The 21,156-nt window shown below is 50.7% G+C and carries 18 protein-coding genes; 11 read left to right on the forward strand and 7 right to left on the reverse strand.

Annotated features, from left to right (window positions below; translation table 11 throughout):
* Positions 1 to 8: 8 nt before the first annotated feature.
* Genes surA through FM042_RS10895 form a run of 5 tightly spaced genes read left to right on the forward strand, consistent with a single transcriptional unit; the run spans position 9 to position 4,298 of the window.
* Entirely contained in the window at positions 9 to 1,292 is a 1,284-nt protein-coding gene (gene surA / locus FM042_RS10875) for a peptidylprolyl isomerase SurA (protein ID WP_143236472.1), read from the forward strand.
* Positions 1,289 to 2,290 (forward strand): 4-hydroxythreonine-4-phosphate dehydrogenase PdxA, encoded by a 1,002-nt coding sequence (pdxA, locus tag FM042_RS10880; protein ID WP_221931536.1) that lies wholly within the window; start codon positions 1,289 to 1,291, stop codon positions 2,288 to 2,290. The genes surA and pdxA overlap by 4 nt, the downstream gene beginning before the upstream one ends.
* Before the next feature lie 3 nt (positions 2,291 to 2,293).
* On the forward strand, positions 2,294 to 3,106 hold the full coding sequence (gene rsmA, locus FM042_RS10885) for a 16S rRNA (adenine(1518)-N(6)/adenine(1519)-N(6))-dimethyltransferase RsmA (protein WP_143236474.1): 813 nt from the start codon (positions 2,294 to 2,296) through the stop codon (positions 3,104 to 3,106).
* A complete protein-coding gene (apaG, locus tag FM042_RS10890) occupies positions 3,103 to 3,480 on the forward strand; it encodes a Co2+/Mg2+ efflux protein ApaG (RefSeq protein WP_143236475.1) in 378 nt (125 codons plus the stop codon). Before rsmA ends, apaG begins: the two co-directional genes overlap by 4 nt.
* 11 nt (positions 3,481 to 3,491) lie before the next feature.
* The gene (locus FM042_RS10895; RefSeq protein WP_185960780.1) at positions 3,492 to 4,298 is read left to right on the forward strand and encodes a symmetrical bis(5'-nucleosyl)-tetraphosphatase; all 807 of its coding nucleotides are present in this window, start codon (positions 3,492 to 3,494) and stop codon (positions 4,296 to 4,298) included.
* Positions 4,299 to 4,396: 98 nt separating this feature from the next.
* Here the strand turns inward: FM042_RS10895 and tyrS are convergent, their stop codons facing one another.
* Positions 4,397 to 5,596 carry a tyrosine--tRNA ligase gene (gene tyrS / locus FM042_RS10900; RefSeq protein ID WP_143236477.1) on the reverse strand — a complete coding sequence of 400 codons (1,200 nt, stop codon included), beginning with the start codon at positions 5,594 to 5,596 and terminating at the stop codon, positions 4,397 to 4,399.
* 151 nt (positions 5,597 to 5,747) lie between these two features.
* Here tyrS and FM042_RS10905 point away from each other — a divergent pair, with 151 nt between their 5' ends.
* Together FM042_RS10905 and FM042_RS10910 are read left to right on the forward strand one after the other, a co-directional pair.
* Complete coding sequence (locus FM042_RS10905; RefSeq protein WP_408608863.1) at positions 5,748 to 7,046, forward strand: peptidoglycan DD-metalloendopeptidase family protein; 1,299 nt, start codon at positions 5,748 to 5,750, stop codon at positions 7,044 to 7,046.
* A complete protein-coding gene (locus tag FM042_RS10910) occupies positions 7,039 to 8,175 on the forward strand; it encodes an anhydro-N-acetylmuramic acid kinase (protein WP_143236479.1) in 1,137 nt (378 codons plus the stop codon). The genes FM042_RS10905 and FM042_RS10910 overlap by 8 nt, the downstream gene beginning before the upstream one ends.
* A gap of 65 nt (positions 8,176 to 8,240) precedes the next feature.
* Here the strand turns inward: FM042_RS10910 and pepQ are convergent, their stop codons facing one another.
* The 4 genes from pepQ to FM042_RS10930 form a co-directional block, all read right to left on the reverse strand.
* Positions 8,241 to 9,545, reverse strand: coding sequence for a Xaa-Pro dipeptidase (gene pepQ / locus FM042_RS10915; RefSeq protein ID WP_143236480.1), 1,305 nt, complete (start codon positions 9,543 to 9,545; stop codon positions 8,241 to 8,243).
* A gap of 71 nt (positions 9,546 to 9,616) precedes the next feature.
* A complete protein-coding gene (locus FM042_RS10920) occupies positions 9,617 to 10,033 on the reverse strand; it encodes a DUF3718 domain-containing protein (RefSeq protein ID WP_185960781.1) in 417 nt (138 codons plus the stop codon).
* A 270-nt stretch (positions 10,034 to 10,303) separates the two neighbouring features.
* Positions 10,304 to 10,651, reverse strand: coding sequence for an iron-sulfur cluster insertion protein ErpA (gene erpA, locus FM042_RS10925; RefSeq protein WP_143236482.1), 348 nt, complete (start codon positions 10,649 to 10,651; stop codon positions 10,304 to 10,306).
* Positions 10,652 to 10,730: 79 nt separating this feature from the next.
* Positions 10,731 to 11,438 carry a DUF6776 family protein gene (locus FM042_RS10930; RefSeq protein WP_143236483.1) on the reverse strand — a complete coding sequence of 236 codons (708 nt, stop codon included), beginning with the start codon at positions 11,436 to 11,438 and terminating at the stop codon, positions 10,731 to 10,733.
* Between the two features lie 139 nt (positions 11,439 to 11,577).
* Here FM042_RS10930 and FM042_RS10935 point away from each other — a divergent pair, with 139 nt between their 5' ends.
* The 4 genes from FM042_RS10935 (at position 11,578) to FM042_RS10950 (ending at position 16,268) form a co-directional block, all read left to right on the forward strand.
* Entirely contained in the window at positions 11,578 to 12,015 is a 438-nt protein-coding gene (locus tag FM042_RS10935; RefSeq protein ID WP_143236484.1) for a CopD family protein, read from the forward strand.
* A 103-nt stretch (positions 12,016 to 12,118) separates the two neighbouring features.
* On the forward strand, positions 12,119 to 13,135 hold the full coding sequence (locus tag FM042_RS10940; RefSeq protein WP_232366430.1) for an aspartate carbamoyltransferase: 1,017 nt from the start codon (positions 12,119 to 12,121) through the stop codon (positions 13,133 to 13,135).
* Positions 13,136 to 13,148: 13 nt separating this feature from the next.
* Complete coding sequence (gene hemL, locus FM042_RS10945) at positions 13,149 to 14,432, forward strand: glutamate-1-semialdehyde 2,1-aminomutase (RefSeq protein ID WP_143236485.1); 1,284 nt, start codon at positions 13,149 to 13,151, stop codon at positions 14,430 to 14,432.
* A gap of 141 nt (positions 14,433 to 14,573) precedes the next feature.
* Positions 14,574 to 16,268, forward strand: coding sequence for an NAD-dependent malic enzyme (locus FM042_RS10950; protein ID WP_143236486.1), 1,695 nt, complete (start codon positions 14,574 to 14,576; stop codon positions 16,266 to 16,268).
* Here FM042_RS10950 and mrcB read toward each other — a convergent pair.
* Together mrcB and hrpB are read right to left on the reverse strand one after the other, a co-directional pair.
* Positions 16,265 to 18,550: a penicillin-binding protein 1B gene (gene mrcB / locus FM042_RS10955; RefSeq protein WP_143236487.1), complete on the reverse strand. Its 2,286-nt coding sequence runs from the start codon at positions 18,548 to 18,550 to the stop codon at positions 16,265 to 16,267. The genes FM042_RS10950 and mrcB overlap by 4 nt on opposite strands.
* A 5-nt stretch (positions 18,551 to 18,555) precedes the next feature.
* Positions 18,556 to 21,057 carry an ATP-dependent helicase HrpB gene (hrpB, locus tag FM042_RS10960; RefSeq protein ID WP_143236488.1) on the reverse strand — a complete coding sequence of 834 codons (2,502 nt, stop codon included), beginning with the start codon at positions 21,055 to 21,057 and terminating at the stop codon, positions 18,556 to 18,558.
* Positions 21,058 to 21,156 lie beyond the last annotated feature (99 nt).

Raw genomic sequence — 21,156 nt, forward strand, 5'->3', positions numbered from 1 at the left:
GAAGCTTTATGAAAAAAATTACAGCCTTGGCTTTTGGTGTTGTTGCCATGCTGGCCAGTACCCTAGCGACCGCAGAGCAATTGCTTGATCGCGTCGTGATCGTGGTAAATGAGCAAGTGATATTAGAAAGCGAGATGAAAAACATGCTCGCATCGGTACGTCGTGATATCGAAGCGGGTGGCGGGCGCCTCCCTTCCGATAGCGCCCTAGAAACGCAAGTTGCGGAGCGGCTGGTACTACAAACACTGCAGAAGCAAATCGCGGAGCGTATGGGGATTCGCATTAACGACGCCATTGTGGATCAAGCCATTGCGTCGATCGCATCCGACAATGGCATGCCGGTAGATGGCCTGCGCCAGCAAATCACGGCCCAAGGGCAGAGCTGGGCCGACTACCGTGAAGAAATTCGAACTCAGATTTTAGTCTCTGAAGTGCAGCGCGCATCTATTCAGCGCCGCGTATATATGAGCCCGCAAGAAATTAATTTGTTGGTCGACTTGATCAAGCAACAAGGTAACCAAGATGTCGAATACCGCGTGGGTCATATTCTGATTAGCTTGCAAGATGAACAAGGCCGTGAGAACGAGGCCTTGGCGCGGGAGCGTGCCAATGAAGTATTGAACCGTTTAAACGAGGGTGACGACTTTGCACAGCTAGCCATTACCGCATCCGCAGCTTCCAATGCGCTAGAGGGCGGTGATATGGGCTTTATGTCACTGAACGCGCTACCAACCTTGTTTGCCAACAACATTCGCGACAAAGAAGAAGGTACCGTAGTTGGTCCGTTGCGCAGTGGTCTAGGTTTTCATATTCTGAAAGTTCACGAAGTGCGTGGCACCCAACGTGCACTGGAAGATGAAGTAAAGGCTCGTCACATTCTCATCCGTCCATCGGTTATTTTGTCGGATAATCGCGCACAACAAATGCTGCGTGACTTCCGTGAGCAAATTATTTCAGGCGAAAAAACATTCGCTGAACTCGCTCGCCAACATTCAAGCGACACCGGTTCTGCTGCTGACGGCGGCGAGATGGGATGGTTGCCACCTGATGTGTTTGTTCCTGAGTTCCGCAGCGTTGTTTCACGTATCGAATTAAACACGATTTCTGAACCATTCCGCACCGAGTTTGGATGGCACATTGTGGAAGTTCTCGATCGCCGCCAACAAGATATTACTGAGCAACGTTTACGTGAACAGGCACAGAACATTCTCTATCGCCGTAAATTCCAGGAAGAACTCGACGTGTGGTTCCAGGAAATTCGCGACAATGCCTATGTGGACTACCGCTTATAATGATCCCAAGGATCGTAATCACGCCAGGTGAGCCCGCGGGCATCGGCCCTGACTTGGTTCTCCAGTTAGCTCAGCAGGAATGGCCTGCTGAGCTTGTTGTTTGCGCGGATAAAACCTTAATCGCGGAACGGGCGAAGCATCTAAAGCTCTCGATCGAGTTACACGACTACAACAGTTCACGTGAACCTAAGGCGCATCGCCCAGGAACCCTCCTCATAGACCATATTCCGCTATCGGCCCCTTCAGTCGCCGGCGAATTAAACGAGCAGAATGGTCATTACGTGGTAGAAACACTTCGTCGTGCCAGCCAAGGAAACCTCGACGGCGAGTTTGCCGCCGTAGTGACTGGCCCTGTGCACAAAGGAATTATCAATCAAGCGGGCATCGCTTTCAGTGGTCATACGGAATACTTTGCTCTGCAAGCAGGCTGTAAAGATGTGGTTATGATGCTGGCAACAACCGGCTTGCGGGTGGCATTGGTTACCACCCATATCCCTCTTGCCTATGTATCCAAAGCTCTTACCCCTGAACGGCTTGAGCGTGTCATTACCATATTGCACAAAGATTTAGTGACTAAGTTTGGCCTGTCCAATCCGCGCATCTATGTATGCGGATTAAACCCCCATGCGGGTGAAGGAGGGCATTTAGGCCATGAAGAAATTTCGGTCATTACTCCGGTTCTCGAGCGATTACGGCAAGACCATGGCTATACCTTGATTGGCCCCTTGCCCGCCGACACCATTTTTCAGCCCAAATATCTGCAACAGGCCGATGTTATCCTCGCGATGTATCACGATCAGGGTCTCCCCGTGTTAAAATATAAGGGATTTGGAGACGCCGTGAATATAACCTTGGGTCTCCCCTTTGTTCGTACATCCGTTGACCACGGCACAGCGTTGGATTTAGCCGGAACCGGCCAAGCCGACGCAGGCAGCTTTAAGATTGCTCTGCAACAAGCGATACACATGGCAGAGCAGCAGCACAAGGAATCAGCCTAGTTCATGAGTAAAGCATTAGACGGGCACCGCGCCCGCAAACGGTTCGGTCAGAATTTCTTACAAGACGAAACCGTGATTGATGCCATTGTTGACGCTATTGCACCGGAACCCGGACAGCCTGTTGTAGAAATTGGCCCAGGTTTGGCGGCACTCACGCGCCCTGTATTAGCACGAGCAGGACATTTGCACGTGGTCGAGTTAGACCGTGATCTGGCACAGCGCTTAGAAACCTCTCCTGAGTTTGCGGGCAAGCTCACAGTGCATCGCGCTGATGCACTCAAGTTTAATTTTAATGAGTTGGCTCAAACATTAGGCCAGCCGCTCAGGGTGTTCGGAAATCTTCCCTATAACATTTCAACGCCGCTGATTTTCCATTTGTTAAGTCATCTCAATACCATCGCAGATATGCATTTTATGCTGCAAAAAGAGGTGATCGAACGTATGGCCGCAGCACCAGGCAGCAAAGCTTTTGGTCGCCTTACGGTGATGGTGCAGCAGGCCTGCCAAGTGCTGCCTGTGTTAGAAGTACCACCTGAGGCATTTCATCCAGCCCCGAAAGTGGATTCCGCTGTTGCGCGTTTGGTACCTTATAGTGAATCGCCTTGGCCTGTTCACGACCGTGCAACACTAAATCATGTATGCCATATGGCCTTTCACCAACGTCGGAAAACGATGCGCAATAACATGAAGAAACTCATGAGTGCAGACGAATTAGAGTCGATTGGCATTGATCCAAGCGTACGCCCAGAAACCCTCGGGGTTGGCGATTTTGTACGTATGGCTAACTGGATTACGGAGCATCAAAGAACACTATGAGTCGTCGTATCGATGTAGAACTGAGTGTGGAAACTGAATATTTAACGGAGCAGTCTGAGCCAGATCACGATCAGTTCGTATTTGCCTACACGATCACTATTAAAAATCAGAGCCCTTACGCCATTAAACTGCTGAACCGTAAATGGACGGTAACCGACGCAAATGGCAAAGTTACCGAAGTGATGGGCGACGGCGTGGTGGGAAAACAACCACGCATTGAACCGGGCAAAACATTTAAGTACACCAGCGGCACCGTGTTAAAAACACCACTGGGTCACATGGAAGGCACTTACGGTATGGTCAACGACGACGGTACCGAATGGCAGCTTCCAATTCCCCTGTTTCGCCTAGCAATGCCAAACATTCTGCACTAAGCGAGAAGCCTATGGCTCGGTATATTATTGGCGACCTCCATGCGTGTCTTACACCGCTTAAGCGGTTATTGGCGGCCGTCGATTTTAACCCGCGACACGATCAATTATGGTCGGTAGGCGACCTGATCGGTCGCGGCCCTGAGCCCCAGGCAACGCTTGAATACTTAGTTGGCCTCGGCCCTGCATTTCAATGTGTTCTCGGAAACCACGATCTTCATGCCCTAGCCGTGCTTTGCGATATACGACCGCCCAACCCAAAAGATAATACTGGGGCGTTATTATATGGCCCGGATCGGGATTTCTGGATTCAATGGTTACGACAACAACCACTCTTGCTCACTGATCCACAACGACTACAAGTCGTGGTGCATGCGGGACTGTTACCTTCCTGGACTGTCGATCAAGCAACATCGTATGCGACCGATGTAGAAAATACACTGCGGTCTCATCGATTTGTTCAGTTTCTCGAACAAATGTATGGCAACGAGCCTGCCCAGTGGTCAAACGATCTACACGGCATTGAACGTCAGCGTTTTATCGTAAATGCGCTCACTCGGATGCGTTACCTACGCCCAGATGGAAGTCTTGATTTTGGCCAAAAAGAACACCCTTCTCAGGTCGATCGCGCCGAGTTTACGCCTTGGTTTGAACAGTGGCCGCAAAGTCCTTGGACTATATTCTTTGGGCACTGGGCCGCTTTGCGGGGGGATACCCAACGCACAGACATTCGCGCCTTAGATACGGGTTGTGTATGGGGCGAACAACTCACCTTGATTAATGCAGAAACGATGGCGATCACTCAGGTAAGCGCTTACTAACCCCACTATCTACGTTCGCCAGAGCAAGTATCGGATTAAAAAAGGCTCAGCAGTTAGGTGCTGAGCCTTTTTCGTTAAACTCTGTTTTTAGCAACATACTAAGCCAATGTGATACGCGCAAATTTACGCTTACCCACTTGATACACTGCGGTGCCTTCGGTACACGCCATCCGCGCATCAGCGACTTGTTCCCCATCAATACGTACCGCTTTTTGTTTCACCATACGCATAGCTTCTGAGGTGGATGCCACTAATCCAGCTTCTTTCAACACATGCGCCAACCCACGCTGATCGGCAGCTAATACCAAAGTGATTTCTGGCATATCGTCGGGAATCGCATTTTTTTGAAAGCGCTGAATAAAATCTTGCTCGGCGGCATCGGCGGCTTCCGCACTGTGGAAGCGCGTAATAATTTCTTTTGCCAACTCCACCTTGGCATCGCGAGGATTACTACCCGCCGCAACCTTTGCTTTCAGTGCTTCGAGCTCTTCTGTCGGACGGAAGCTAAGCAAATCAAAATATTTCCACATGAGATCATCGGAGACCGACATCAGCTTTCCAAACATATCGTTTGGCGCATCGGTAATGCCGACGTAGTTACCCAATGACTTCGACATTTTCTGAACGCCATCGAGGCCTTCTAGCAATGGCACTGTGATCACGGTTTGCGGTCGCTGTCCTTCTTCTTTTTGCAGCTCACGCCCCATCAGCAAGTTAAAACGCTGATCGGTACCGCCCATTTCCACATCGGCCTTTAACTCAACAGAGTCCCAGCCTTGAACCAATGGATAAATAAACTCATGAATTGCGATAGGCTGACCGCCTTGATAGCGCTTTTTAAAATCGTCACGTTCGAGCATCCGTGCAACGGTTTGCCGAGATGCTAATTTGATCATCCCCGCAGCTCCCAAATGGTTCATCCATTCGCTATTAAAACGGACTTGTGTTTTTTCTGGGTCCAGGATCTTAAATACTTGTTCTTTATAGGTCTCGGCATTGGCAAGTACGTCATCTTTGCTTAACGGCTTACGGGTAACGTTTTTCCCCGTGGGGTCACCGATCATTCCGGTAAAATCACCAATTAAAAACACCACCGTGTGCCCTAAATCTTGAAAGATTCTGAGTTTATTGATGAGCACCGTATGGCCTAAATGTAAATCTGGCGCCGTTGGATCAAAGCCTGCTTTTACAATTAAAGGCCGGCCTTCCATTAATTTGTCTTTAAGTTCTTGCTCTACAAGAACTTCATCTACGCCCCGCGTAATTAACGCTAGCGCCTCGGCTACAGCTTTACTCATCTTTACTCCAGACTGACTGAACTTTTTATCCAAGGGGCATTCTACTTGATCCAAGAGCAGCTTTTAAGCGCTCTGTTTCTGCTTGCATGTAGAAAATGATATGATATAACACGAAGAAGTACAGAGGACTCTTGTTTTTATGGTCGAGCCAATCCAGCGTTTCTTGCAACAGCTACCGAAACGACACCAGATTATTATCATCTCGGTGAGCATTTTGCTCCTCGTTTTATTAGTGTGGCCTTCCGAGAAGGCGAGTGCATCACGGGATATGGCCGGGTATGAACCACTCGAGCCCGGCGTGCGCTACGATCTCGAATTATATTTAGGTGAATCACATTCCTTAGAAGACGACCCTTCCAATCTCACTTGGGTGGATTATGAAGTTCGCTCTGGCGATAGCATGGCCCGAATTTTCCAGCGGGTCGGTTTTAGTGCGCGCCAATTGCACGAACTTACCCAAGCACCAGATGCGAATGTTCTGCGTCGTATCCACCCGGGCGATACCCTCCGTTTTGCGCGGGATCAGGACGACAACTTAGTTGCCATGCATTACCGCCTAAACGACACCGAAACGCTGATGATTTATCGTGACGAAGATGGTCAGTATGTCAGTGAGCGCGAGCAAAAAGTGATTGATACTCGTCTGGAGTTCGCCCATGCGGAGATTCGTACGAGCTTTTGGAACGCTGGCGTGAGTGCAGGGTTATCGCAAGGCTTGATTATGAGCCTCGCAGAACTCTTTGGTTGGGATATCGATTTTGCCTTGGATATCCGCGCCGGTGACGAATTTAGCGTGCTCTACGAAACAAATTTTATCGACGGTCAGTTTGTTGGGGTCGGCCGCATCGTTGCTGCCGAATTTACCAACCAAGGGGATCGCTTTACCGCCGTGCGCCATGAAGATGGTCGCTATTACACTGCAGAAGGGCGCAGTTTGCGCCAGACCTTCCTACGCGCACCTGTTGCCTTTAACCGTGTTTCTTCGGAATTTAATCCGCGCCGAATGCACCCAGTAACAGGCCGTGTCGTTCCTCATAATGGTATCGACTACGCTGCACCGGTTGGAACCCCTGTGATGGCTTCTGGTGATGGTCGCGTGGTGGCCAGTGCTTATAATAATTTGAATGGTCACTATATCTTCATCCAGCACGGTGAGCGCTATATGACTAAGTACTTGCATTTGCATCGCCGCTCCGTGCAGCAAGGAGATCGCGTGAAACAAGGGCAAATTATTGGTCAGGTGGGCGCAACTGGCCGGGTCACTGGTCCGCATTTGCATTATGAATTCTTGGTCGATGGCGTGCATCGCAACCCGCGTACGGTGGAGCTGCCCAAAGCAGAGCCACTGCCAGCAGCGCAAATGGCTGTGTTTAAGAAAATTGCCGAAGAAAAATTGGCAATGATTAATGGTCGCAAGCGTTTCTATCTCGCGATGCGAGACGATGACTAACAGTTACTTTATCGGCACCCTGTCGGGGACCAGTTTAGATGGCCTCGACCTTGCGCTTGTCAGCATTGATCATCAAGGCACGATTCAACAACACGACGCCTTAAGTTGGGACATCCCTCAGTCTTTACAGGAGCGCCTGCGCGCTCTCTGTACCCCCGGCAACGAAGAGCTAGTCCATTTCGGCAGCGCCGACCGGCGCTTTGCTGAAGTTGTGGCTGCGGGTGTTCATGCCCTGCTTACCCGTAACCAACTTGGACCTGAAGCCATTCGTGCTATTGGTAGCCATGGCCAAACTGTTCGCCATCATCCGGAACAGCCTCCGGGCTTTAGTATTCAACTGGGATGCCCACATACTATTGCAGCGCTCACTGGTATTGATGTAGTGGCGCAGTTTCGGCAGAAAGATATTGCTCTCGGTGGCGAAGGCGCGCCCTTAGCGCCACTCTTTCATCGCGAAGTTTTTACCCATCCGAGTCACGATCGCATCATTGCTAATATCGGCGGTATCGCCAATATCAGTTACCTTCCCCATGGCGGCAGCGCACCGCTACTTGGCTTTGATACCGGCCCTGGCAACACCTTAATGGATGACTGGATTCAACGACATCATCAGCAGGCCTACGACATCGGTGGCCGCTGGGCGGCAACGGGCAAGGTACACGAAGGGCTACTCGATACCCTGATGAGCGACCCCTATTTCAAACGGACACCACCGAAAAGCACCGGGCGTGAATATTTCACGTCAGGTTGGCTGCACCACCGACTCGAACGTTTTGAACAGATTCCGCCAGAAGACGTGCAAGCCACTTTATTGGAGTGCACCGCAAAGAGTTTGTGTGATGCCATTCAAGGGCTGTTATCAGCGCCTGAGCGCACCGCTACGCCCACGGAGCTGTTTTTCTGTGGTGGCGGTGCACATAACACCGAACTACTGGCACGTTGCGCGACTATGCTTCCTGAGTGTCGGATTGCCAGCACTGATGAATTAGGCATTCAAGTAGATTGGGTCGAAGCCGTCTTATTTGCGTGGTTGGCCTGGTGTCACTGTGAGCGTAAAGCACTGGATTTAACCAGCGTTACCGGCGCTTCGCGCCCAGCGATCTTAGGCGGTTATTTCCCGGCTCAGTAAACGCTAAACCCGTAGATTACAAAAAAAGCGCCCGAGGGCGCTTTTTTATAGCCTGATTGTCGCTGCTATTTATAGCTCGCAAAAGCATCGCGAGTAATGTTTTCACATCCATCCGCAGTAACAATGACGCTATCTTCAATACGCACCCCACCATACGGGCGCAATTCATTAATACGATTCCAGTTGAAGTCTTCGTTGCCATCGAATTCTTCGAGCAACTGATCTACGACGTACATGCCTGGCTCAATGGTAAACACGTTACCTTCTTCCACTTCACGGCGTAATCGCAAGAACGGATGACGCGCATCCCGGGCATGGGTTTCCCCTTGCGGATTTTTTAAGTATCCGCCCACATCATGTACCTGCAACCCAATGTAATGGCCAAGTCCATGCGGGAAGAAAGCGCTGGTATATCCGCGCTCATAAATCGTATTGGCGTCTACTTTAAAGAAACCAAACTCGTGCAAGATTTGGGCAATACGATGATGGGTATCCACATGCAAGTCGTAATAAGCAACGCCTGGTTTGATTTGCGCAATAATGGCTTGCTCGGCGGCATCCACCGCTTCCACAAGTTCTTTGTAGAAGCCGTCTTTGGCTGCGTAAGTACGGGTAATATCCGCGCAATAGCCATTGTAATAAGCACCGGCATCAATCAAGAATGAGCGATGTTCTGCTGGGGCTTCTGTCTCGTAAACGTCGTAATGTAATACCGCGCTGTGTTCGTTTAAACCGATAATGCTGTTGTACGGGGCCTGAGACTCACGGAATTTCATGGCGCCGTAGTAAGCATGACTAATTTCGAGCTCCGATTTACCGGCAAAAAATGCCGCCTTCGCCGCTTCATGACCACGCACGGCAAGCACATTAGCTTTGCGTAAGTTGGTTTTCTCCCACTCAGTCTTGATCGCACGCTGGAAATGCAAATAGTCGATCAATGCTGTTGGGTTGTGTGCTTTCACTGACCAGCTATCGACTGGCTCAAGGGCATCACTAATAAGGGCCGTATGGGCAAGCTCATCAGCAAGAGCTGCACGGACTTGGTCAATATTATCAATGAGGGTCACATCGCAGGCTTCTTGCCATTCGCCTGGTGGTAGTTGTGGTTGCGCGTGCCAAAAATCTCGCGCTTGGAATAGGAACACCCGTGGCGTTTCGCCGCGACGATAGAAAATAAAACTCTTCGGGCTTTCGGTGACTGGAATCCAATATTTAAACATTGGGTTCACTCGGAAAGTGTATGGGTTGTCATCGAGAAACGCGTAACGCGGTTGCCCTGCGTAAATCAGGACACTGTCGAACTGGGTAGCCTCGAGTGCTTCGTCGAACCGTTGCTGCACAACAGCTAAGTGGTCTAGATACTGACTCATCACGCCCTCTTCATTATGAATGGTAAGGGCATTAGTGTATCAAATCATCTGCGGGGGAGAAATTGCCTGCGTTAGAAAGGTGCAGAAACCGGACCAATGCGTTCGCGCACGGCCAAAACGATCGGTGAAGAACCGTAACCGGTGGATTCCGCCCAACGCAACAAGGGCACACCATCCACTTCATCGTTCTTGATCATGCGCGGCGGCAGCGAGCGTGTGAGCATACGGCCGACATCTTCTGCTTCTGCGGTGATCGCAAACTGCAGCATCGAGTAGCCATTGCAACGCACAGAGGTATACAGATTGCGCAAACGCAAGTTATGGCGGTTAATAATGGTGCTAAGTTCGCGCAAGTTATCACTACTAATTTCAAAGCAAATAGCTTCAGCGATCCCTTCGCCTTGGGCGGTTGCTTTTCCCAGCGGGAAAAAGCTGACCAGCATGACAGCAATAACGCCTGTAATTCCTTGTGTCAGCAATCGAACCATGAACTTCTGCACTCCACATTGCCCTTTGGGGCTTACCTCTAAACCCCACCATTGTGGGAGTTGCGAGCTGTAAAGCAAGCAATTTAATGTATCCATATTGTTAAAATTCAAGGAGTTGGATCTATACGCTGAAGGCGAAAATGCTCCACAAAAAAACCCTCGACTGGCGTCTAAGGGTTTATATATGCGCACCTCGCGGGTGTACAAAATTTCAACAGAGCTATACGCTTCTTGGTTTTTTTGCGGCTAAAAAGCGACGAATAGCAGTTTTTACACTGAGAAAGATGAGCCGCAACCACAGGTTGTGGTGGCATTTGGATTGTTCACAAAGAATCGCGCACCTTGCAGCCCTTCTTCATAGTCGACCACACCACCCATCAAATACTGGAGGCTCATCGGGTCAACGACCAGAGTCACGCCGCTTTTTTCAATTTTCATGTCGTCTGGGTTCACTTTTTCATCAAAGGTGAACCCATACTGGAATCCAGAACATCCCCCACCGGTTACAAAAACACGGAGCTTAAGCTCGGAGTTTTCCTCTTCGGTGATTAAATCACGCACGCGCTTGGCGGCGGATTCGCTAAACTCGATGGGCATGGCCTGCTCTACTGCACTCATTCCAGACTCTCACTTATTGACGATGAATCTTAACCGCATTCGGCTAATCCTCATATTGTCGCCGATGCACGATATACAATCAACTCTCAGGGGAATGTTCTAAGTCACTCGCTTCGAGCAAGTCACTCCAAGGGAAATAGCGTTCAGTTTGACGTCCACCCCGGACACGCACGTGCACATGCACCGTATCCGGCGTAAATCCCTCAGGAAAACTAAAGCTCCCCTCGGTTAACGTGAAATAACTCATGGAAAATGAGTGTTCGGTATCATAGCCCGCGAGTTCAAGAATACTCAGATCCTGGCGTTGCCCATCTCGTTGACCACGCACAACGACCCGCATACTTCCTGTCATCAATTGTTCAATGCGTTCAAGTTGCAGCAAAATCAAACGAAAGTAATAACGTTCTTCGTTGCTTAAGCGCGAGATCTGGAACGAGTCGATGGAAACGCCATCAGCGTCGAGTTCAGGCGCCATTACTCGTTGATAGAACACCAAATCCCGGCGAATCTGCGCATTCTGATCAATCGCCTCACGCAGCTCTTGTTGCAACGCGCGGGTTGCGGCCCGTTCTACATCAAGTTCCACCTGTAAAATATTATTTCGATACTCGAGTCGTTCTACTCGTTGATGCAAACTACTGCGTTGGCTTTCTTGCAACCGTGTATTCTGCTCAAGGTGATGCAAACGCGCATTTCCGCCAAAGTAACCAAGCAGTGCAAACACTGCGGCAATCGCCGCATAACGAATAAATTGGTACAGCCGCTGCGAGTCGTTTTCTGCAGACATGTGAAGCTCCCGTGATCCAGATCACTTCATACTTATCCCGTGAATGGGGTATAGTCTAACTGAATTTTGCGGGTGAATCCCTCCTGAATGATGAGGAACCCGCTTTCCCATCTCGCTGCGTCGGTTTTAAGGTGAAAGCATGAATGAATTTCTCGTTCTGCAATGGTTCAAAGCGCTGCACATTGCATTTATGGTGGCTTGGTTTGCCGGTATATTTTATTTGCCGCGCATCTTTGTGTATCACGCTGAATCCAGTGAATCAGTTGTTCATGAACAATTTAAAGTGATGGAGCGACGATTACTCTATTTTGTAACACCCTTTGCTCTCCTTACCATCGCCTTTGGATTTGGCATCATTTGGATTTATGGTGCCGATTGGTTTCGCATGAGTGGTTGGTTGCACATCAAACTACTTTTGGTGGCGCTTCTGGTGGTCTACCACGCGTACTGCTTTGTGCTACTGGCGGATTTTAAAGCCAATCGCAATCGGCGCTCAGGGAAATGGTATCGCGTGTTTAATGAGGTGCCGGTGATTTTGCTATTTGCCATCGTTATTCTGGCAGTATTGCAGCCATGATGCTGCGTTCGAAACTACGTTTATTTTGCGGTCTTATGTTCTGTGCTTTCCGGAGATCTGATATGATGCTCTCCCAACAGTCGATCACGTTGGAAACATCCCCATGATGAAGTTTACTGGCGCTAATATCCTCTCTGTCGATCAATTCGATCGCGATGCCATTGAGCATGTTTTTCGCATTGCCGACCTAATGGAACCCTATGCTCACCGGCGAAAGCGCACTCGCGTTCTCGATGGTGCCATTTTAGGTAATCTATTTTTCGAGCCTTCCACACGTACCCGAGTAAGTTTTGGTACCGCCTTTAACTTACTGGGAGGAGAAGTGCGGGAGACCACGGGAATGGAGAGCTCGGCGCTCGCCAAAGGCGAATCCTTATACGATACCGCCCGGGTACTCTCCAGCTACAGCGATATTATTGCCATGCGCCACCCCAAAGCCGGCAGTGTGGCCGAGTTTTCTGAAGGCAGTCGGGTACCTGTCATTAACGGTGGTGACGGCGCCAATGAACACCCGACTCAAGCATTACTCGATTTGTATACCATCGAAAAAGAATTACAGCACCACGGCCGCACCATTGATGGCATGCATTTGTGCATGATCGGTGATCTCAAATACGGCCGCACCGTACATTCATTGTCGAAGTTATTGTGTGCGTTCAACAACGTGCGCCTGACCTTTATTTCGCCGCCCGAACTTGCCATGCCCGATGATATCGTTGCACTTTTAGAAAACGCCGGTCATCAGGTATTCCGTGCTGATAGTTTAAGCGGCTCGGTGGATGCGGATATTGTGTATCAAACCCGAATTCAGCAAGAGCGTTTTGCAAGCCAAGAGGAAGCCGCCCAATATCGTGGACGTTTCCGACTCAACAGCGAGATTTATACACGTCACTACAAACCAAATACTGTCATTATGCATCCGCTTCCCCGGGATTCCCGCGCCGAAGCCAATGAATTGGATAACGACTTGAACCAACATCCGAATCTTGCCATTTTCCGCCAAGCGGATAACGGCGTACTCATTCGGATGGCACTTTTTGCCCTTACCTTAGGCGTGGAGCATTTAGTGAGTCGCTACGACACGGATGTGATTTGGTACAGTGACAAAGCAAATATTTAATGAGGTTGTAACTATGTCTACCCGTTCCGAGCAGTTATTTGAAATCGCCCAGCGTTCGATTCCCGGCGGTGTGAACTCACCCGTGCGCGCATTTAAAGGCGTTGGCGGTCATCCTATTTTTATTGAACGGGCTCAGGGTGCCTATTTATTCGATGTCGACGGCAATCGCTATATCGATTACATCGGCTCATGGGGCCCGATGATTCTGGGTCATAATCATCCAGAGATTCGCGATGCAGCCATTGAAGCCGCCGAGCGCGGACTTAGCTTCGGCACACCGACTGCTGCTGAAATCACCATGGCGGAAAAAGTGATTTCCATGGTGCCGTCTATTGAGAAAGTACGCATGGTGAATTCAGGCACTGAAGCCACCATGAGCGCTATTCGTTTGGCGCGCGGCTACACCAAGCGCGATAAAATTCTTAAGTTTGAAGGCTGTTATCACGGTCATGCAGATTCACTATTGGTGAAAGCCGGTTCTGGTGCCTTAACCTTAGGCGTGCCCAATTCACCGGGAATTCCTGAAGACTTTGCGAAGCATACGCTTACCGTCAGCTTTAATAATCTCGATGAAGTAAAGCAAGTGTTTGCTGATGTCGGTGATCAAATCGCCTGTATTATCGTGGAGCCCGTTGCTGGCAACATGAACTGTATTTTACCAGAGCCTGGGTTCCTCGAAGGCCTGCGAAGTATTTGTGACCAATACGGCAGCGTGCTTATTTTCGATGAAGTGATGACAGGTTTTAGGGTGGCCCGTGGCGGCGCTCAAGAGCTCTTCCAAGTCACGCCGGACCTCACCTGTTTAGGGAAGGTCATCGGTGGTGGTATGCCGGTAGGTGCCTTTGGCGGCAAACGTGAAATTATGGACTACATCGCCCCCACAGGCCCGGTATATCAAGCGGGAACCTTGTCTGGGAATCCCGTTGCCATGGCCGCCGGTTTAGCAGCCCTGAATCTGTTGAATTCGTCGTCTATCTATACGCAGTTGGAATCTCGCGTTACAGAGCTGACCACTGGCCTGCAAGAATTGGCCGACAAAAAAGGCATTCCGTTCACAACTGCACAAGCTGGCGGCATGTTCGGTTTCTTCTTTAGTGACGCGCCGAAAGTAACCACGTACGAACAAGCAACGCATTGTAATATGGAGCATTTCCGTAAGTTCTATCATGAAATGCTGAAGCGCGGTGTGTACTTGGCTCCTAGTGCTTATGAAGCCGGATTTATGTCTTTGGCCCACACTGAAACCGACATCGAAGAAACCTTACAGGTTGCCGAACACGCATTTAATCTTCTCTAGGGTTTGCGTTACACTATACGGTTCCGAAGACCACCCTTGCTGAACGCTAAGGGTGGTCATTTCGACTGATGTTTGTTGTGTTCTTTTTTGCGGAGCTGTCGCGCTCGCAAAAAGGCTGTAGTACTGACTGACGGAGTGTCCATGAGTAACGTGCCGAAAAAAGCCCCATTGTATATCCCCCATGCAGGGCCTTCCTTGCTGGAAACCCCTTTGTTGAACAAAGGCAGTGCGTTTACTCGTGACGAGCGCGTTATGTTTAATCTAACTGGGCTATTGCCACCCCGCTACGAAACCATCGAAGAACAGGTTTCGCGGGCCTACATGCAATACCAGAGTTTTGATACCACCTTAAACAAACATATCTATCTGCGCGCCATCCAAGACAACAACGAAACCATGTTTCACCGTTTAGTCTCTGATCACCTTGAAGAAATGATGCCGATTATCTATACGCCTACCGTTGGCGACGCCTGTGAAAAATTCTCCGATATTTATCGGAGCTCTCGCGGCTTGTTTCTCTCGTACGCAGAGCGGGATCAAATGGACGACATATTGCGCAATGCCACCAAGCGCAACGTGAAAGTAATTGTAGTCACCGATGGAGAGCGCATCCTCGGCTTGGGTGACCAAGGCATTGGCGGTATGGGGATCCCCATTGGGAAACTTTCTTTATATACCGCATGCGGCGGTATTAGCCCAGCCTATACCTTGCCAGTAATGCTCGATGTAGGCACCAATAATGAGAAGCTGCTAAATGACCCCATGTACATGGGCGCCCGACACAAACGCATTACCGGAAGCGAATACGATGAATTTATCGATACCTTTATTCAATCGGTAAAGCGCCGCTGGCCCAATGCCATGATTCAGTTCGAGGACTTTGCCCAACATACGGCCATGCCAATTCTTAAGCGTTATCAAGACGAAATTTGTTGTTTCAACGACGATATTCAGGGCACCGCAGCGGTCACGGCCGGCACCCTGCTTGCTGCCTGTAAAACCAAAGGGCAGAAATTATCAGAACAACGCATTGTGTTTGTTGGCGCTGGTTCGGCAGGATGTGGAATTGCCGAACATATTATTTCGCACATGTGTGCCGAAGGCCTCTCTCGCGCGCAAGCAAAAGCACAAATTTATATGGTGGATCGTTTTGGTCTGTTATCAGAGAACATGCCTGATTTACGCGATTTTCAGCAAGAATTAGTACAACCCAATGCGGTGCTGCAGAATTGGACATTTAGCGGTGATTATCCATCGCTATTAGATGTGATGCATTGTGCACAACCAACGGTGCTCATCGGTGTATCTGGGCAGCCGGGTTTGTTTACGGAGCAAGTGGTTCACGCCATGCAGACCTACACACCGGAACCCATTATTTTCCCACTGTCGAATCCCTCGAAGCGCGTGGAAGCGTCCCCCATTGACGTCATTCGCTGGACCCAAGGGAAAGCTATCGTTGCCACCGGCTCTCCATTTAGCCCGGTGCAGTATCAAGGCAAAACCTACCCCATCGCACAATGCAACAATAGCTATATTTTCCCCGGAATTGGTTTAGGTGTGCTTGCCGTAAAAGCCAATCGCATCACCGAAGAAATGCTAATGATCGCTAGCCAGACATTGGCGCAGTATTCGCCATTAGCCAACGGCGAAAGTGAGCATTTGCTGCCAGCGATTACCCAAATCGCCACGCTCAGCAAGAAAATTGCTTTTGCTGTGGGCAAGGTAGCGCAAGAGCAAGGTCATGCCCTAGAAATTACCGACGCGGTGTTAGAACAGCGCATCGCTGGTAATTTCTGGAAGCCTGAATACCGCGAATATAAGCGCGTATCGATTTAATCGCCAAACACGCGACGCCACCAAGGCCGTCTCTCGCGGTCTTCTGGTGTCGCGTCTTGCTCGGGGTCCACGTCACGGCACGGCGTTAACTCTCGGTCATTAACCCCAATACCTGGAAGCTGAACAGTATCGTTACATCCAGGGGCTACCAAGGTGCCAGTAAACTTATTCCAGTGCCCCATAGCCACGCCCTCAGGCATAGATAAATTCAGTGGGACAACCCCGGTTTCCCGCCAAATCGTGGCAGCGGTGATTAATGCACCACGACTTCCGGTTAATCCAATCGGTTGATTGTCGTCACGCCCCATCCATGTGGTCATTACATATCGTTCATCAAATGACACAAACCAACTATCCCGTAAATCATTGGTGGAGCCAGTTTTGCCGCCTACACCGGTCGCCTCAGGCCCCATAATGCGATGCATGCTGCGCCCCGTGCCCTCTTGCACTACACCGTGACTTGCATAGCGCGCTAGATACGCCGCTTCCGGGGAGAACCCGGTGATCGCACGCGGCTCCCGTACATACAGATGATCACCGCGGTGGGTGGTAATTCCGGCAATAGTGGTGGGGGCATAAGCCACGCCATGATTCGCAATATAGGAATACAAATGATTCACCTGCAACGGAGAAAGCTCAATGGTACCTAGCGCCAGTGACGGGAAAGCGTGAATCGATCCAGTCATTCCTAACCCATACAAATGATCGCGCAGGCGCGTCGGTTCAATCTCTTGAGCCACTTGAATGGCGGGAATATTGCGCGAATCTACCCAACTTTTCAGCAAGGATACGGGCCCTAAGAATTCGTCATCGAAATTCTTCGGCTCCCACAACTGACCGCGTTCATTGCGCATGCTCAGGGGCTCGTCGTAGAGAATGCTGCCAAGGCTATACCTCTGGGAATCTTCCAACGCCAATGTATATACCAAGGGTTTCATTAAGGAGCCAATTTGCCGACGAGCTTGGAAGGCGCGATTAAAACCTGCATTTACCGGCGTTCTGCCGCCAATCAGTGCACGCACTGTGCCATCGCGGTAATCACTAATCACCACAGCAGTTTGCATGTCTTGGTCGGGGAACTCCTGCATACGCTGGGTCATGCCGTGTTGCGCTTGTGCCTGCAAATAGGGGTCAAAATAGGTGAACACCCGTAATCCGGTTTCCTGCCAAGCTCTGCCCGGAATCAGGCGGCGTAGCTCCTGCTGCACGAGATCCACATAATCGGGCCGGCTATGGGCAACCAAACGATAATTCTGGCGCGTGACCACCGGAGCTTCCAGTGCCGCCAAGTATTGGGTTTGGCTAATCAAATCATGGCTGTACATCAGTCGCAGTACAAAATCTCGACGATCTTGTGCGCGCTCTGGATTACGATACGGGTTATATAAACTCGGCCCGCGAATCATGCCGATTAGCTGGGCGATTTCTGGGGGCGTGAGATCTTCCGGCGCCTTGCCAAAATAGAACTGGCTACCTAAGCCCACTCCATGAATAGCGTGCCCCCGATCCTGACCGAAAAACACCTCATTGAAGTAGGCTTCGAGAATTTCATCTTTGCTGAATCGGTAATCAAGGCTCAGAGCCATAATGGCTTCGTTGATTTTTCGAGTAAGATGCTGGTCCATGGTTAAGAACATGTTCTTTACCAGCTGTTGGGTGATGGTACTGCCCCCCTGAACCGTGCGACCAGCGCGGATATTGGCAACCGCTGCACGTAAAATCGAACTCGGGCGCACGCCTCGGTGATGATAAAACTCCCGGTCTTCAACCAAGAGCAGGGTTTGCTGCATCAACACCGGTACCTGCTCGAGCCCCACTAACAATCGGTCCTCGTTATTATCAGACGCAAACCGACCAATCAGCTGCGGTTCCAAGCGAATGGCATCGACAGGCTCTTGACTGGGCCACGCCACCAAATCCGAGAGCATGCCTTGTTGATCAAACGTCAGGCGCACGCGTTGCCCGTGTTCATAGCGATCGGGAAAATCAAACGCACGGCGAAACAACAATAATTGCGTACCTTGCTGCTGAAACTCTCCTGGATTGCGCGCATATCGGGTTTCCCGATAATCAAGGGCGCCCAGTTCACGTACCACTTCGTCGCGGCGAATTCCATAATCCGGACGCAACTCAAGAGCGCGGCTGTACAATAACGCCGGCGCTTCATAGCGTGCTTCGGTAAAACGCTTGGTCACCACGGAATCGAGGTAAATCACATAAAAAATCAGAACCGCACAACCCACCAACGCGAGTTTTAACAAGAGTCCAAAATACTTACGCATACCTGCTATTGCTCCAGTGCTCGTTTGGTTTTATGGCTAGCGATCGCTTGCACCGGGTCTTCGGGCCATGGGTGCTTCGGATAGCGACCGCGCATTTCTTTGCGCACTAACGGATACCCGTCTTGCCAAAACGACGCAAGATCTTGCGTGCGCTGCAATGGACGCCCTGCCGGGGATAAAAGTTCAAAGGTTAACGGCAATGTTTGTGAAAGAATGCGCGGCGTTCTTGGCTCTCCAAACACTTCTTGTAGTTTCAATCGCACCACAGCCGCGCCATGCTCATCGTAATGAATGTTGTGGAAGCGACCACTGGGTGCCTGCCACCGATCGGGTAGCAACCTATCCAGCGTTTTCGTTTCTTGATAACCCAAACGCGCTTGCAGTGCAGGCAACGGATTCCACTGCCGTGCTTGCACAAGGGTTCGGCAATCGCGCACATACAGCGCCGCCCATTCCGGGAGACTATCCAACAGGGCTTGCGCTTGCCAGTCTTCGGCACGACAACCTAACTGCTCTGCAGCGAGCTGTACCCGACGCAAGAACTGCTCTACAGGTGGTTTGCTAAAGAGTGCCGGGCCAGGATCCGAGACCATGGCCGACATCAAGGCGTGGCTAAACTCATCCGCCGAAGGGGCTGCATCCGTTTCCGTCTCCGACACCAAAATCGCGCCAATTTTTTGCTGTATTTGCCGACGTAAACGCCCCTGTGGTCCACGCCAGAACCAACGTGATTCAGTTCGACTCAAACGATCCAATTGCGACGAAATGTGCGCCCAAGGCACCGCTATTCCCTGGCGAATCACCCCATCACTGCGACCTTCGCTCAAGGTCATCCCGGTAACCAGGAGCCATTCTGGTCGCTCCGTAAAGTCGGCGGGAAGGGTTGCGGCAACCCCGGTCGCCAGTTGGTATTGCTCCCCAGAGTCTCTTCGTTTTGCCAGCCAGTAAGGCTCCAAGGCCAGCCCGAGTTCAACCATAACGCGCGGATCAACAGTTGTAAGTGATTGCACCCCTAATCGTTTGCACCAATAACGATAACGCCGATGGGTGCGCGGGTAGCCTTTCTGATCGCGAAGCAGCTCAACAAGTCCTGCTGACAGCTCATCGTTACGTCGCCACTCCTGTTCATCTAAGTGAGCGGCAAGCAAAGCAGCATGGGATATTAGTTGTTCATTCTTCGTCATCATTGCAAAGTGCAGCATACAGCCCACATGTAAATCAGTGCCAAGCTGCTGCACTGCTTTTCCTTTTGCTGTAAGCGTAGGCACGCTATTGCCGATATCTGCAGACTTGTCAGTTCGCGCAACTAAGTCAAGTCGCTGCAGCTGCTGCAGTGCTCGTTGCACCGCCGTATTTGCGGGCGGTGTAAACCATGAAAGTTGTGGCAGGGAGGTTCCCCAAGCTGCCGCCTCTAACACTGTCGACGCCAGGTTCTCTGTGGCCAATGCCGGTTCTGAGAACTTAGCAAAGCCTTGCTGCTGGCTCTCGCTCCATAGCCGATAACAGCGCCCCGCCCGGACTCGTCCGGCGCGGCCTGCGCGCTGCTCTGCTGAGGCAATAGGAATCATTCGGGTAACGAGTTGGGTTTGTAGATAGCGCTCCACATAGCGTGCCTGACGTTCACGCCCGCTATCAACCACCACGTCAATATCGGGAATGGTCACACTGGTTTCAGCCAAGTTTGTGGCTAGCACCAGCTTGCGCTGCCCAGGCTCGTCAAGAGGAGTGAGTACCCGTTGTTGCTCTGCTAATGATAATCGCCCGTGCAGCTCCATCACCTGCCATCCACCGTCGAGTCGCAAGTGCTCTCGAACTCGCCGAATTTCCCGCATTCCCGGAAGAAACACCAAGATACCCTGCTGCGCATGCATGCAGGCTTCCTGAATAACCGATGGGATCGCATCTAGCCAGCGATCGAGTTGCCGTGGCGGCCGGTAAAATAGATCCACGGGAAAACTTCTCCCTTCGCTTTGTAATACTTCGGTGTGATGGCCTAGGCTCTCGAGCCACTGCCCTAATGCTTGCGCTGGAATTGTGGCCGACATGATCAGCACACCTAAGTCTGGACGTAACTCCCGCGTTTCCAGGGCAAATGCCAGACCGAGATCACAATGTAAATTACGTTCATGAAACTCATCGAAAATCACCAGATCAATGCCAGAAAGCAAAGGATCGTGCTGAATCATTTGGGTAAACATACCGTCGGTGACAACCAGCAACTTGGTGCTTGCGCTGGATTTCCGCTCTTGGCGCACCCAGTACCCCACACTTTGCCCCGGAGATTCACCCATCATGCTGCTTAGATAGCGCGCAATACTTAAGGCGGCAACACGTCGAGGCTGTACCAAGATTATCAAACCATTGGATTGCGCTGCGGTGAGCAACGCATAGGGCAAGGCCGTTGATTTCCCGGCACCGGGAGGCGCTTGCAGCACAACCACAGCACTCGGCAGTGCCCTTTGCACCCGAGGGAGTAGTTCTATGACAGGAAGATTGGCCAGATTCATACCGTCTATAATGCCACAAAAAAGCCGTTGGTCCGCACTGGTCCAACGGCTTTTTTACCTGACCTTTGCAGTGGCTCTATGCCACGTTAAAAGCCGTAC

The sequence above is a fragment of the Aliidiomarina halalkaliphila genome (genome assembly GCF_007096385.1).
In the GTDB taxonomy this organism is placed as follows: domain Bacteria; phylum Pseudomonadota; class Gammaproteobacteria; order Enterobacterales; family Alteromonadaceae; genus Aliidiomarina; species Aliidiomarina halalkaliphila.